Genomic DNA, 12994 nt, shown 5'->3' with positions numbered 1-12994 from the left:
GGTTCCCGGACCGGTTTGGGCTGCCTACCGCTACAAAAGTTGGAACTCAGATGGCCCCCGGCTGCCTGGAACGATCTACCTTTGCGGGTCGTTGACCTTGCATGCAGAGGCGATGGATTGCAGCAGGAGCCGCCGGTGTCGCGGTTGCCGTGACGGCCGGGGTCCTCGTCTTCGGGGGCGAGGAGGAGACCGCGCCTCGGTCGGCAGCCTCGCCGGAGACGACGGCCCCGCCCGAACCGCCCGAGCCGCACGTCGAGGCCGCCATCACGGTGGATCCGGCGGCCACCGAGGCCGCGATGGACGTGCTGGCCGAGGGCGGCACCGCCGCAGATGCCGTCGTGGCTGCGGCCGCCGTGCTCAGCGTCGTCGAACCGCACTACTCGAATCTGATCGGCGCCGAGACGTCGGCGCTGTGGTTCGACGCGGAGGACGACCAGGTGCGCAGCCTCGACGCCGTCGGCACGGTCGGCTCGGAGTACGACCGCGGTGACTACGTGGCGCGCGGCGCCGCCTCGGCCGGTCTCTATCAGTCACTGGTGCCCGGGGCCTGGGACGGCTACATGGTGCTGCTCGCAGAGGAGGGCACTCTTGGACTGGACCGTCTTCTGCAGCCGGCCATCGACCTGGCGTCGGGAGGCTTCGAGGCCTCGGCCGATCTCGCCAACCAGCTGGCCGGGTACGCCGGTACCCCCAGCCTCAACGCTGCGGCCGCGAGTGTCTACGCGCCCGGAGGCCAGCCGGTGCAGGCTGGCCAGACCGTGGTGCAGGAGGACTTCGCGGCGACCCTCCAGACCATCGCCGACACCTTCGAGAGCGCTGACGATCGCGAAAGTGGTCTGCAGGCCGCGCGCGACCTGGTCTACGACGGGGTCATCGGTGAGGCGCTGGTCGACGCAATCCAGGCCGACGGCGGGTACGTGACGACCGACGACATGGCCGGGTTCGAGGCCGAGTTCGTCGACCCGATCACCGTCCAGTACGACGACATGACCGTCCACCAGACCCCGCCGAACACCCAGGGCCTGACCATGCTGACGGCCCTGAACACGCTGAGCAACGCAGATCTGTCCGGCGGCCGCGCCGATCCCGACGTCTGGCAGCTGACGATCGAGGCGCTCAAGCTGGCGCTGGCCGACCGTGAGGAGTTCGTGGGAGATCCCGAGTTCACCGACGTGCCCGTCGACGAGCTGCTGGCCCCCGAGTACGGCGAGTCGCAGCTCGCGCGCATCGACCTCGACTCCTCGATGCAGTGGCCGATCGCGGACGGTCTCAACAACACCACCACCTTCCAGGTCGTCGACGGCGACGGGAACGCCGCCGCCGTCACCACCAGCACCGGGTTCCAGCTCACCGCTGCCGCCGACACGGGCATCATGCTGGGCTCGAGGATGCGCTACATGGAGGCCAATGACGAGGGCAGCCCCAACTTCATCCGACCCGGGGCCAAGGTCCGCTACACCGGAAACCCGTGGATGGCCACGAACGATGACGGCCTGAGCCTGCTCGGCGGCAACATCGGTGGCGACACCCAGGCACAGGTGCAGACGCAGCACTTCCTCAACATCGTCGAGTTCGGCATGACCCCGGCCGAGGCGGTGGCGGCACCGCGGTTCGTCAGCCAGACGCAGCCCAACAGCGTCGCGCCCCATCGGGTGCCCAACACGGTGCGCATCGAGGACGGCACTCCCGCCGACGTGTTGTCGAGCCTGCGGTCGCGGGGCCAGAACCTCGAACAGCTGTCTGGCCGCGGCCCGTTCGGCACCGGATCGGTCATCGGCATCTCGCCCGACGGCCGGACCGCCGAGCTCGGCACCGACCCGCGAGCCGGCGGCACCTCGACCGGCGACTCCCGCCTCACCGAGTCCAGCTGACCCGGTCCCCAACTTTTGTAGCGGTAGGCAGGCATCCCGACAGGTTTTGCCTGCCTACCGCTACAAAAGTTGGGGCCTTTAGCTGCGGACGCCCATGACGCCGCTCACTGGCGCGGGCCAGGGCAGGTTGGTGGACTGCTGGACGAGCGCATCGAAGCCTGCTGCGATGTCGTCGGGGAGGTCCGACGCGCTGCGCGTCGTCATGTTCACGTGCACCCAGCTGACCTCCATCGTGCAGGCGAGGCGCTGCTTCTCCAGGTCGAGCAGGAAGGCCATGGCGTGCACGACCTTGCCGGAGCGCGCGATGAACCGGTTGTGCACCGTGAACCGGTCGCCAAGGCGCATCTCGCCGAGATAGCGCACGTGCTGCTCCACGGTGAACATGCTCAGGTCGCGCTCGGCGATGTAGGAATCGCTGATGCCTGCGGTGCGGGTGTCGTCCCACAGGGCGTGTGACGTCAGGCGGAAGTAGTCGCCGATGTTCATGTGCCCGTTCTCGTCGATGAACGACGTCTCGACCTCGCCTGCGTGCGCGAGGGGGAGTTCTGACACCTGGTCGTACGTGGGTAGCTCGATCACCTGCGCGATGCTACTGGCCCTCGGTCAGCAGCATCGCGGCACCGAGCGACTGCTCGGGCACGCCGAATCCCTCGACCAGCGTCAGGGTGTGCGGACGCAGCTGGTCGAGCAGGTCGTTGATCAGGTTCGTGACCGTCTTGGCGCGGGCATCCGAGATGCGGTTGTGGCCCATGAACCAGGCCAGGTCGCTCTCGATCTCGGTGAGCGCGTACAGCGAGCACAGCGTGCGCAGGAGTTCTTGGGCCTCGGGGTCCTCGCAGCGGGCGATGCCGGCGGTGAAGGCCTCGAGCACGATGCGCTGGACGTGCACGCGTGCGCACCGGATCACGTGATCCTGCGCGGCGTTGAAGATCTCGAACGCGGCCTGGTCGTCCTTGCCGGCCGCGCGGCGCAGCCGACGGGCCGCGGTCTCGAGGACGTGCTCCTCGCGGTCCTCGAACAGGCTCAGCTGGGTACCGCGGTCCATCAGGTCGTGGTCGTCGCCCTTGCCGGGGCGGGCGTCGATGAGCCTCTGGATCAGGTTCGAGGCCGCCGTGCGCTCCTTGACCACGTCGGTGGCGGTCGCCGCCGCGAACTTGACCAGTCCGACCGCGTCGAGCCCGCCGACCTCCGTGGCGTAGGAGGTGAGCAGCTCCTTGGACAACAGCTGGAACATCACGTGGTTGTCGCCCTCGAACGTGGTGAACACGTCCGAGTCGCCCTTGAGCGTGGTGAGCCGGTTCTCGGCGAGGTAGCCGGCGCCGCCGCACGCCTCGCGGGCCTCCTGGATCGCGTCGGTGGCGTGCCAGGTCTGCGCGGCCTTGAGTCCGGCGGCGCGGCCCTCGAGCTCGCGGGCCTTCTGCGGATCGGGATGCTCCGAGCGCTGCAGACTGTCCATGCGTGCCACCAGCTGGTTCTGCGCGAAGCGGTAGGCGTAGGACCGTGCGATCAGCGGAAGAAGCCGGCGCTGGTGCATGCGGTAGTCCATCAGCACGATCTCGTTGTCGTCGTCGGGCCCGAACTGTCGACGCTTGAGCGCGTAGCGACCTGCGATGCTCAGGGCGACCTCGCAAGCCGCGCTGGCCGACCCTCCCACGGACACGCGCCCGCGGATCAGGGTCCCGAGCATCGTGAAGAAGCGCCGGTTCACGTTGTCGATCGGCGAGGAGTAGGTGCCGCCCTCGTCGACGTGGCCGTACCGGTTGAGCAGGTTCTCCCGGGGGATGCGCACGTGGTCGAACGACAGGCGGCCGTTGTCGACCGCGCCGAGGCCACCCTTGTGGCCGTCGTCCATCGTCGTGACGCCGGGCAGGTCGTTGCCCTCGTCGTCGCGCAGGGGCACCACGAAGCAGTGCACGCCGTGGCCCTCGCCCTTGGTGATCAGCTGCGCGAACACGGCCGCGACGGTGGCGTGCTCAGCCGCTCCGCCGATGTAGTCCTTGCGGGAGCTGAAGGTGGGTGAGTCGATCACGAACTCCTGGGTCGACGGATCGTAGGTGGCCGTCGTCTCCAGGTTCTGCACGTTGCTGCCGTGGCCGGTCTCGCTCATCGCGAAGCAGCCCAGGATGTCGAGATTGATGAGGTCCTTGATGTAGCGGTCGTGGTGCGACTGCGTGCCGAGATTCTCGATCGCACCGCCGAACAGGCCCCACTGCACCCCGGCCTTGACCATCAGCGACAGGTCGAACTGCGCCAGCATCTCGATGCCGGTGACCGCCATGCCGGGATCGCCGGTGCCGCCTGCCTCGACGCTGAAGCCAGCGGCGGGCATGCCGGTGGCCACCAGGCCCTTCATCTGCTCGAGGACCCGGGCGCGCGCTTCCTTCAGCGTCAGGTCGTGGTCGTAGAGCAGGTCCATCTCGGCCAGCTCCTTGCGGGACTGCTCGCGCACGTGGCGCCACTTGCCGTCGATCGAGATGCGGAGTTCGTCGCTGAGCGTCATGGCTCCACGCTACTCGTGTGATGTGCCGGTGGCGCGTGATCGCCGATAGCATCACACCCATGTCTTCCGGTCGGATTCTCGTTGCCGGGACCACCTCCGATGCGGGCAAGAGCATCGTCACGACCGGGTTGTGCCGTGCACTCGCCCGTCGCGGCCTCTCCGTGGCCCCGTACAAGGCGCAGAACATGTCGAACAACTCGATGGTGTGCGCCGGCCCGCACGGTGCCTCCGAGATCGGGCGCGCCCAGTGGATCCAGGCCGCCGCGGCGCAGGTCGCCCCGGAGGCCGCGATGAACCCGGTGCTGCTCAAGCCTGGTGGGGACCGCCGCAGCCACGTCGTGGTGATGGGGCAGCCGGCAGGAGAGATCAGCTCGACCGAGTTCATCGGTGGACGCACGCACCTCGCACAGGCAGCCCACGACGCGTTCGACGACCTGGCCGGTCGTTTCGACCTCGTCGTCTGCGAGGGCGCGGGCAGCCCGACCGAGATCAACCTGCGCGCTGACGACTACGTCAACATGGGGCTGGCGCAGCACGCGCAGATGCCCACGATCGTGGTGGGCGACATCGATCGCGGGGGTGTGTTCGCTGCGATGTACGGCACCGTCGCCCTGCTCGACGAGGCAGACCAGCGCCTGATCGCCGGTTTCGTCGTCAACAAGTTCCGCGGCGACGAGTCGCTGTTGGCGCCCGGTCTCGCTGCGCTCGAGGAGCGGACCGGCCGGCGCGTCTTCGGCGTGCTGCCGTGGAACCCGGAACTCTGGCTGGACTCGGAGGACGCGCTCGACCTCGACGGACGCCGGGCCACGGGGTCGGCCGAGGCGCTGCGGGTCGCGGTCGTCCGGTTGCCGCGGATCAGCAACTTCACCGACATCGACGCCCTGGGGCTCGAGCCGGGGGTCGATGTGGAGTTCGTCAGCGACGCGGCCGGTGTCTCGGGTGCTGACCTGGTGGTGCTGCCCGGAACCCGAGCCACCTTGTCGGACCTGGCCTGGCTGCGAGCCCGCGGACTCGATCGGGCGATCGAGCGCCATGTCAGGTCGGGCCGTGCGGTGCTGGGCATCTGTGGGGGCTTTCAGATGCTGGGTCGTCGGGTCGAGGATCCGGACGGTGTCGAGGGAACCGTGGGGGCGGCGGCCGACGGGCTGGGTCTGCTCGACGTCTCCACCCGCTTCGACGCCGACAAGGTGCTCGCGCTGCCCGAGGGGGACGCGCTCGGAGCCGCCGCGAGTGGGTACGAGATCCATCACGGCCGGGTCACGGTCGCTCGCGGAGTCGAGCCTTTTCTCGGCGGTGCCCGCGACGGCGCGGTGTTCGGCACGATGTGGCACGGCAGCCTGGAGTCCGACGACCTGCGCCGCGCCCTCCTGCGCGAGGTCGCCGCAGCGGTCGGCCGGAAGCTCCTGGAATCCGAGGTCTCGTTCGCGACAGCCCGCGAACGCCGCCTCGACCTGCTGGGTGACCTGGTGGAGCGTCATCTCGACGTCGACGCGCTGCTGCACCTCGCCACCCACGGTGCGCCGGACGTCCCGGTGATCGGGGTGCCGTCATGACCGTGCTGCTGCTCGGTGGAACCTCCGAGGCGCGCGAGCTGGCGGTGCTCCTGGATGCTGCCGGCGTCCGATTCGTGACGTCCCTGGCCGGGCGGGTCGAACGGCCACGCCTGCCGGTCGGCGCGGTGCAGACCGGTGGATTCGGGGGGGTGTCGGGGCTGCGGTCCTACCTCGCCGAGCACCGGGTGGACGCTGTCGTCGACGCCACCCACCCCTTCGCGGCGGGCATGTCGCGCAACGCCGCTGCCGCGTGTGCTGCTGACGCGGTGCCGTTGCTGCGGCTGGAACGGCCGGGTTGGTCCACCGCTCCTGGAGCCGATCGCTGGCACTGGGTCGACGACCACCCCCAGGCGGCCAGCACGGCAGCGGACCTCGGTGAACGGCCGTTCCTGACCATCGGGCGGCAGTCCCTGGAGCACTTCGTGGGGCCGCTGCGTCATCACGGGGTGGTGGCGCGCGTCGTCGATCCGCCCGACCTCGACCTGCCGCCCGGCTGGACCGTGCTGGCGAGCCGCGGCCCCTACGAGCTCGGATCGGAGCTGACCCTGCTCGATGAGCACCGGCTCGACGTGCTCGTCACCAAGGACTCGGGCGGTTCACACACGTGGCCGAAGCTGGCCGCCGCCGACGAGCGACAGATCCCGGTCGTGGTCGTGCGGCGCAGCGCGCCGGCCGAGGGTGTCGAGTCGGTCAGCGACGTCGCCGCAGCCGCGGCCTGGGTCGCAGGCACCACGCGACGCTGACCGCCAGCGAGCCCCAGGAGACGGCATCGCCGAGCTGGACCGCGCGGGCGATGTCGTGCGGCGTGACGTCGCCGTCGCCCATCTCGGCCCGGTTCTCGACCTGGTTGCCGTAGATGTTGGTGCCGCCGAGACGCACCCCCAGGGCGCCGGCGAACGACGCCTCGACCGGCCCGGCGTTGGGGCTGGGATGGCGAGCCGCGTCACGGCGCCAGATCCGCAGCGCATCGCTCGGGCTCCCGCCCACGCGGGGAGCGGTCATCGCGGCCAGGGTGGCCGACAGGCGTGACGGCGCGAGGTTGAGAAGATCGTCGAGGCGTGCCGAGGCCCAGCCGAACTGCTCGTAGCGAGCCGACCGGTGCCCGACCATCGCGTCGAGGGTGTTGGCGGCGCGGTAGACGACGAGCCCCGGGACACCGGCCACGGTGCCGGCGAGCAGTGGCGCCACGACGGCGTCCGAGGTGTTCTCGGCCACCGACTCGACCGTGGCCCGCGAGACCTCGGCGACGTCGAGATCGCTGGTGCGCCGACCCACCAGGTGCGTGAGTCGTTGCCGCGCTGCGGGCAGGTCCTCGGTGGCCAGCAGTGCGTGCACCGCGCTCGCTTCACGGCCGAGCGAGCGGCCACCGAGCACGGCCCAGGCGGTGACCGCGGTGAGCAGGGTGCGAGCGAGGGGATGATGGGCACGCTGCTGCACGATCGCGGCAATCGCGGCTGAGCCGCCCACCAGGGCGCCGGTGAATGCCGCGCCGCGAGCTCGGTCGTCGAGGTAGATGCGCTGCTCGAGAGCGGACGCCAGCTGGCCGAATCCGGCGACCGGGTGATGTCGAGCCGGGTCGCCCCAGAGGCGATCAGCGGCGAATCCCAGGACCAGGCCGGTCGCGCGTGCGTACATCGTGGTCCTTCGGCTGCCTCGGGAAGACTAGGGTGTGACCCTATTGTCCCGGACTCCCCAGTCCAGTTCCAGCTAGCCCGATCGTCAGCGAGGTGCGATGAAGGTCCTGGTCACCGGTGGTGTGCGGTCCGGCAAGTCGTTCCACGCCGAGTCGTTGCTGGTCGGCGAACCGCAGGTCACCTATGTGGCGCCCGGACGCCCGGCCGACCCCGATCTCGACCCGGAGTGGGCCGCCCGGGTCGCGACCCATCAGGCGCGCCGCCCCGATCACTGGACCACGGTCGAGACCCATGATGTCGCCGGAGCGATCGCAGCGGCCGACGGCGCCGTGCTGGTCGACTGCCTGGGCACCTGGCTGACCGCTGCCATCGACGAACTCGACGGGTGGGACAAGACCATGGATGACTGGCAGCCCGAGCTGATGCGTCGACTCGACGACATGTGTGCCGCGATCAGCGCGCACGACAGCCTGGTCGTGGCCGTCACCAACGAGGTCGGCCTGGGGGTCGTCCCCGAGCACCGGTCAGGCCGCGTCTTCCGTGACCTGCTCGGCATCGTGAACCAACGGGTCGCCGCCGAGTGCGACGACGTCCTGCTCGTCGTCGCCGGCCGCGTCCTGCGCCTCTGACTGTTCGGCCAGGAGGCCGTTCGCGGCCGGAGAGTCCGCGGGGCTCGTCAACAGACCCACCAGCCTCACAGGCGCCCCGCCTGAGCTGCCTGGACGCGTTAGCCTGTCGGCGTGACACACTCTCGCTCACTCATGCTCGGCGCAGCATGTCTGGTCCTGATGTTGTCTGCCTGCATGTCATCGGATTCATCGAAGCCGTCGCTCGAGGAACTCAGCCAGCAGTCGCTCTCGACGTTGGACGGGGTGGAATCGGTAGCGGCCCACCAGACGGCGGTCACCGCCGACACATCGGACCGGTCCGATCCGGATGCCTGGGCCTTGGACATCGACGTCGCGATGACTCTCGACGTCACTGCCGATCAGGTCGCGGCGGCCGCATCAGCCATCCGCGACTTCACCACGGAGCACGTGGGCTCGGCAGGCTGGGTGGCTCATCTCAGGGTCGGTGCCAGCACGGCTGTGCCTGACGAGGACCGCTCGGGGTTGAGTCCTGTCCAGGTCGACGTCTACCCGGAGGTGCGGACATCGGCCGCCGCAGATGTCCGCGATGCCATGTCGATCAGGACCATCGACCGGGTCGGCAGCGTCGCGATCACCAACCGGGTGATCTCGGTGCAGGTCCCCGGAGCCGACGATCTGTGGCCCGTCCTCGGGCAGCTCCGGGTGCTGCCCGTGTGGACGGACGGGGGATCTGTGCAGACCGAGACCGGTCGGGTCCGGATGGCCGACGTGCCCGATCGCATCACCGCCGATCAGGCCCGCGCCTTCTTCGAGGTGAGTGCAGCCCACCCGGACGCCGACTTCGCCATCGAGTCGAGTGGCCGGGCCCCAGAGGTCTACGTCAATCGCGTGACGATCGCGCAGGCTCGCGAGATTACTGCGTCGTTCACTAGTCCGGAGCTGTCGTCGACGACCTCTGATGGCTTCAAGCTCGAGTTCAACATCCGTGCTTCCGATGCCAACGAATCGGCCGACACCCACGGAACCTTCGGAGAACCCCAGGGCACCTGAACTCAGATCGCAGACGCAGCGATCAGGGTGGCGGCCAACGTGAGCTCGATCGTGGCGCCGAAGACGTCGCCGGTCACACCGCCGAACCGGGTGACGGCACGGTGCAGCACGACAGCGACGACGCCGAGGGCGACAGCGGCGGTGATGAGCCCGTGCCACCACGGAGCTCCGGCCCAGGCCAGCACGGCGACCAGGACCGCCGTGACGACCACCCAGGTGAGCACCGCCCACGGGCGCGTGACGATACCGGCGTAGTCGGCTGCCAGCCCGGGCTCGTCGGCCGGCGGCACCCCGACCGAGCAGGTGAGCGCCAGCACGGCACGGGACGTACACACCAGCACAGCGGCCACGACCGGTCCGCGATCGAGCGTGAAGAGACTGGCGAAGGCGGCTGCCTGGATGCCCAGGGTGACGATCAGCATGGCGATCGCCGCAGGGCCCGAGGTCGGGTCGACCATGACCGCGAGCGATCGCTTGCGGTCGTACGACGCGGTGAGCGCGTCGGCGACGTCGGCCAGCCCATCGATGTGGAACGACCGGTTGCCCAGGGCCAGCAGGCCGACCGCCACGAAGCCCAGCACGAGCGGCGAGATCCCGACCTCGCGGCCGCCCCAGCCGGCCAGGCCGACCGCCAGGGCCAACGGGATGACGACCAGCGGCGCCAGCAGCATCGCGGCGATCGCGACCTGCCGGTCGACCTTCGTCGGCGGGCGTGACGGGACGACCGTGATCATGCCCGCTGCGAGCCGCCAGCCGTCGCGGATCGAGCCACCGCGCAGGGGAGAGGCCTCAGGCATCGGGCATGAGGTCGGCCAGCAGCGCGACGTCGCGCAGGAGCAGCGCGGCCGATCGCACCACCGGGACGGCAGCGACGGCCCCGCTGCCCTCACCGAGGCGCAGGCCGAGGTCGAGGATCGGTTCGATGCCGAGCTTGGACAACGCCAGCGACTGGGCCGGCTCGGTGGAGCGGTGTCCCGCTGCGAACCACGCGGCCGCACCCGGAGCGATTCGATCGGCGATGACGGCCGCCGCCACGGCGATCAGACCATCGAGGAGCACCGGAACTCCCGCGCGGGCAGCAGCGACCATGTAACCCGCCGACGCAGCGAGATCTGCGCTGCCCAGTGCCGTGAGGGTGTCGACGGGATCGAGCACGCGATCGCCGGCGCGATCCAGCGCCTGCTGCACGAGTGCGATCTTGGCCGTGAGCGTCTCCTCGTCGATGCCCGTGCCGCGACCGGTGACCTCAGAAGCCGGCAACCCGAGCGAGGCCGCGATCAGTGCGGACGCAGGCGTCGTGTTGCCGATGCCCATGTCGCCGCTGATCAGCATCTGGGCACCCGCCGCCATCTCCTCGGCCGCCACGGTCTCGCCGGCCGCGAGCGCCTGCTGCGTCTCCTCGGGCGTCAGCGCGTCCTCGAGATGGATGGCACCACTGCCACGACGCACCTTGAACGCGGTCAGCTCAGGCGGTCCGCCGAGATCATCGTCGACCCCGAGGTCCAGCACGCGCACCGTCACGCCGTGCTGGGCCGCGAGCACCGACACGCCCGCCCGACCCATCGCGAAGGTGTGCACCATCGCGCCGGTGATGGCCTTGGGATAGGCCGAGACGCCGTGGTCGGCGACGCCGTGGTCGCCGGCGAAGATCACCGCGCGCACGTGGTCGACGGGCTCGGGCGGGCAGACGCCCTGGGTCGCGGCGATCCAGACTCCGAGGTCGCCCAGGCGACCGAGGGCACCGGCTGGAGTGGCCAACCCGGCGAGGCGGTCGGTGGCAGCGTCGCGGACCTCGGCCGAGGGTGGGGCGATGGCGAGATGATCGGTCACGGAGTCTCCTGGTCGTGGATGGAAAGTAGCGAGTCTGCTCGCTCACGGAGTGCAGCGTGGAGCTCGTCGAGGGTGCGGGCACGTGTCTCGGGGCCCACCAGGCCATCGGCCGCGAGTCGACCGCTCAGCTCCAGCGACCACGGCATCCGCAGGCGGGCGGCCCGCAGCAGCGTGGCGTCGCTCAACACGTCGACGGGATCGCCCTGGACGACGGCGTGGTCGACCACGACTGCGACGCTGTCGGCCCAGGCGAGCGCGAACGAGACGTCGTGCGTGGCCAGGACGACGGTCGTGTCGTGCTTCTCGAGGCGCTGCAGGGCCGACTGCAGCTCTTCGACGGCGGCCGGATCGAGTCCCGCCGTCGGTTCGTCGAGCAGCAGGACGCAGGGACGCATCGCGACCGCGCCGGCCGTGGCGGCGCGCTTGCGCTCGCCGTAGGACAGCTGGTGGATGGGACGCCGTCGCAGGTGCTCGATGCCGAGCAGATCCAGAGCCTCGTCGACCCGGATACGGACCTCGGCGTCATCGAGACCCAGGTTGATGGGGCCGAACGACACGTCCTGGAACACGTCGGCGGAGAACAGCTGGTCGTCGGGATCCTGCAGCACCAGCTGGACCTCCTGGCGGTGCCGTCGCAGACCCGAACGGGAGTATGAGAGGGCGACGTCGTCGAGTCGCACGTGGCCCGCGTCGGGCTTGAGGCTGCCGGCCAGACAGCGCAGCAGCGTCGTCTTGCCCGATCCGTTGGCACCGAGCAGCGCGAGCCGCTGCGCTGGCAGCACGTCCAAGGAGGCGTGGTCGAGGGCCGTTCCCGTGCCGATGTACGACACCGAGATGGCGTCGGCGCACAGACTGCGGTGGCTCATCGCACGAGTCCAGTGGTCGTCGCCGCGAGCGTCACCAGCGCGGCCAGGGTGGCCGCGCTGGCGAGCAGGAAGCCCGTCGAGCTGGCGATCGGGTCGTCGAGGGTGCGCATCGATCCGCCCAGCTCACGACCGGCCAGGCCCTGTTCGAGCCGCCTGGCCCGCGACCACGACCGGGTCAGGACGGCAGCAGTCAGTGATGCGGACGATCTCAGGGCTCGTCGCGGGGTGGAGTAACCGAGCCGGGCGGTCTGTGACTCCCGAATCGTGCCCAGCGACTCCAGCAGCACGAACAGCAACCGGTAGATCAGCCCGGCGATCTCGACACACGCCTCGGGGACCCGCAGGCGGCGCAGCCCGGTCAGGAGGTCGACCATGGGCGTGGTCATCGCGAGCAGCAGCAGCGCCGACGTGCCCGCCAGCGCGTGCGCTGCGACATCGGCGGCGCGCTGCACGCTCGCAGCGGTCATGCTGATCGACAGACCGCCCTCGGTGCTGACCACCAGCGCCACCGAGAGGCATCCGATGACGATGAACACCGCCGGTCCGCGCAGGGCCCGCAGCACCAGGGACACCGGGGCGCCGCCACGGTAGATCAGCAGGCCCAGCGCGAGTGCAGCGACCACGGGAGCCGTGGGCCAGGCCGGCAGAGCGGCCGCGGCCAGGATCAGTCCCAGGCTCAGGACGGTCTTGTCGAGCACGGACCGGTCACGCCATCGACTCGACCACGCGGCGTCGTCGATGGCGAGACCGTTCCTGGCGATGGTGGTCACTGCTGGTCGGCGGCCTGCTCGGTCGCGGTCCGCTCACCGCGGCGTCGGCCGCGCAGGGCGCCGACGGTGTAGCCCAGAGCGATGCCGCCGAGGGCCGCCTGCACAGCGAACAGCCCCGACTCGATCTCCCCGGACGACGGAGCGAAGAACGGCTGGAACCACGGCTCGTAGTCAGGATTGTCGTCCTCGATCTGGGCGGTGGCCGCGGTGTCGGAGCCGATGAAGCGCTCGCCGTCCCCGCTGCGGGAGGAGTCCAGCACCAGGGCGAAACCGACGATGGCGACGATGCCGGCGACCAGGGCCAGCGTGATCATGGTGCTGCGACGCATG

General features: G+C 70.1%; 13 protein-coding genes. 5 read left to right on the top strand and 8 right to left on the bottom strand.

The window, feature by feature from the left end; genetic code table 11:
• The first annotated feature begins 101 nt into the window (after positions 1-101).
• A complete protein-coding gene (locus tag ACHAA3_RS06590) occupies positions 102-1871 on the top strand; it encodes a gamma-glutamyltransferase family protein (protein ID WP_435708150.1) in 1770 nt (589 codons plus the stop codon).
• A 78-nt stretch (positions 1872-1949) separates the two neighbouring features.
• Here ACHAA3_RS06590 and ACHAA3_RS06585 read toward each other — a convergent pair whose 3' ends face one another.
• A complete protein-coding gene (locus ACHAA3_RS06585; protein WP_435708149.1) occupies positions 1950-2450 on the bottom strand; it encodes a thioesterase family protein in 501 nt (166 codons plus the stop codon).
• A gap of 10 nt (positions 2451-2460) precedes the next feature.
• On the bottom strand, positions 2461-4371 hold the full coding sequence (locus ACHAA3_RS06580; protein ID WP_435708148.1) for an acyl-CoA dehydrogenase family protein: 1911 nt from the start codon (positions 4369-4371) through the stop codon (positions 2461-2463).
• Between the two features lie 59 nt (positions 4372-4430).
• Between ACHAA3_RS06580 and ACHAA3_RS06575 the strand changes: the two genes are divergently transcribed.
• Positions 4431-5924 (top strand): cobyric acid synthase, encoded by a 1494-nt coding sequence (locus ACHAA3_RS06575; protein ID WP_435708147.1) that lies wholly within the window; start codon positions 4431-4433, stop codon positions 5922-5924.
• Positions 5921-6667 (top strand): cobalt-precorrin-6A reductase, encoded by a 747-nt coding sequence (locus tag ACHAA3_RS06570; protein ID WP_435708146.1) that lies wholly within the window; start codon positions 5921-5923, stop codon positions 6665-6667. Before ACHAA3_RS06575 ends, ACHAA3_RS06570 begins: the two co-directional genes overlap by 4 nt.
• On the opposite strand, the gene ACHAA3_RS06565 is transcribed toward ACHAA3_RS06570, so the two are convergent.
• Entirely contained in the window at positions 6615-7559 is a 945-nt protein-coding gene (locus ACHAA3_RS06565) for a cobalamin biosynthesis protein (RefSeq protein ID WP_435708145.1), read from the bottom strand. The two genes, ACHAA3_RS06570 and ACHAA3_RS06565, sit on opposite strands and share 53 nt — an antisense overlap.
• A gap of 97 nt (positions 7560-7656) precedes the next feature.
• Here ACHAA3_RS06565 and ACHAA3_RS06560 point away from each other — a divergent pair, with 97 nt between their 5' ends.
• Together ACHAA3_RS06560 and ACHAA3_RS06555 are read left to right on the top strand one after the other, a co-directional pair.
• Positions 7657-8187, top strand: a complete 531-nt coding sequence (locus tag ACHAA3_RS06560) for a bifunctional adenosylcobinamide kinase/adenosylcobinamide-phosphate guanylyltransferase (protein WP_435708144.1) — start codon at positions 7657-7659, stop codon at positions 8185-8187.
• A 111-nt stretch (positions 8188-8298) separates the two neighbouring features.
• Positions 8299-9198 carry a hypothetical protein gene (locus ACHAA3_RS06555; protein ID WP_435708143.1) on the top strand — a complete coding sequence of 300 codons (900 nt, stop codon included), beginning with the start codon at positions 8299-8301 and terminating at the stop codon, positions 9196-9198.
• A 2-nt stretch (positions 9199-9200) separates the two neighbouring features.
• Here ACHAA3_RS06555 and ACHAA3_RS06550 read toward each other — a convergent pair whose 3' ends face one another.
• Genes ACHAA3_RS06550 through ACHAA3_RS06530 form a run of 5 tightly spaced genes read right to left on the bottom strand, consistent with a single transcriptional unit; the run spans position 9201 to position 12993 of the window.
• Positions 9201-9995 carry an adenosylcobinamide-GDP ribazoletransferase gene (locus ACHAA3_RS06550; protein ID WP_435708142.1) on the bottom strand — a complete coding sequence of 265 codons (795 nt, stop codon included), beginning with the start codon at positions 9993-9995 and terminating at the stop codon, positions 9201-9203.
• Positions 9988-11028, bottom strand: a complete 1041-nt coding sequence (cobT, locus tag ACHAA3_RS06545; RefSeq protein WP_435708141.1) for a nicotinate-nucleotide--dimethylbenzimidazole phosphoribosyltransferase — start codon at positions 11026-11028, stop codon at positions 9988-9990. Before cobT ends, ACHAA3_RS06550 begins: the two co-directional genes overlap by 8 nt.
• Complete coding sequence (locus ACHAA3_RS06540; protein WP_435708140.1) at positions 11025-11894, bottom strand: energy-coupling factor ABC transporter ATP-binding protein; 870 nt, start codon at positions 11892-11894, stop codon at positions 11025-11027. Before ACHAA3_RS06540 ends, cobT begins: the two co-directional genes overlap by 4 nt.
• Positions 11891-12664, bottom strand: coding sequence for a cobalt ECF transporter T component CbiQ (cbiQ, locus tag ACHAA3_RS06535; protein WP_435708139.1), 774 nt, complete (start codon positions 12662-12664; stop codon positions 11891-11893). Before cbiQ ends, ACHAA3_RS06540 begins: the two co-directional genes overlap by 4 nt.
• Entirely contained in the window at positions 12661-12993 is a 333-nt protein-coding gene (locus ACHAA3_RS06530; protein WP_435708138.1) for an energy-coupling factor ABC transporter substrate-binding protein, read from the bottom strand. The genes cbiQ and ACHAA3_RS06530 overlap by 4 nt, the downstream gene beginning before the upstream one ends.
• Position 12994: the final 1 nt, after the last annotated feature.

This window comes from Aeromicrobium sp. CF3.5 (assembly GCF_051262695.1).
In the GTDB taxonomy this organism is placed as follows: Bacteria; Actinomycetota; Actinomycetes; order Propionibacteriales; family Nocardioidaceae; genus Aeromicrobium.
This window is presented reverse-complemented; position numbering and strand designations above follow the sequence as displayed.

What these genes read in the sequence shown, in the direction of transcription:
- ACHAA3_RS06590 (WP_435708150.1), top strand. Translation starts at nt 102, where the DNA reads ATGCAGAGGCGATGGATTGCAGCAGGAGCCGCCGGTGTCGCGGTTGCC.
- ACHAA3_RS06570 (WP_435708146.1), top strand. Translation starts at nt 5,921, where the DNA reads ATGACCGTGCTGCTGCTCGGTGGAACCTCCGAGGCGCGCGAGCTGGCG.
- ACHAA3_RS06550 (WP_435708142.1), bottom strand. Translation starts at nt 9,995, where the DNA reads ATGCCTGAGGCCTCTCCCCTGCGCGGTGGCTCGATCCGCGACGGCTGG.
- ACHAA3_RS06565 (WP_435708145.1), bottom strand. Translation starts at nt 7,559, where the DNA reads ATGTACGCACGCGCGACCGGCCTGGTCCTGGGATTCGCCGCTGATCGC.
- ACHAA3_RS06560 (WP_435708144.1), top strand. Translation starts at nt 7,657, where the DNA reads ATGAAGGTCCTGGTCACCGGTGGTGTGCGGTCCGGCAAGTCGTTCCAC.
- ACHAA3_RS06540 (WP_435708140.1), bottom strand. Translation starts at nt 11,894, where the DNA reads ATGAGCCACCGCAGTCTGTGCGCCGACGCCATCTCGGTGTCGTACATC.
- ACHAA3_RS06575 (WP_435708147.1), top strand. Translation starts at nt 4,431, where the DNA reads ATGTCTTCCGGTCGGATTCTCGTTGCCGGGACCACCTCCGATGCGGGC.
- ACHAA3_RS06530 (WP_435708138.1), bottom strand. Translation starts at nt 12,993, where the DNA reads ATGCGTCGCAGCACCATGATCACGCTGGCCCTGGTCGCCGGCATCGTC.
- ACHAA3_RS06580 (WP_435708148.1), bottom strand. Translation starts at nt 4,371, where the DNA reads ATGACGCTCAGCGACGAACTCCGCATCTCGATCGACGGCAAGTGGCGC.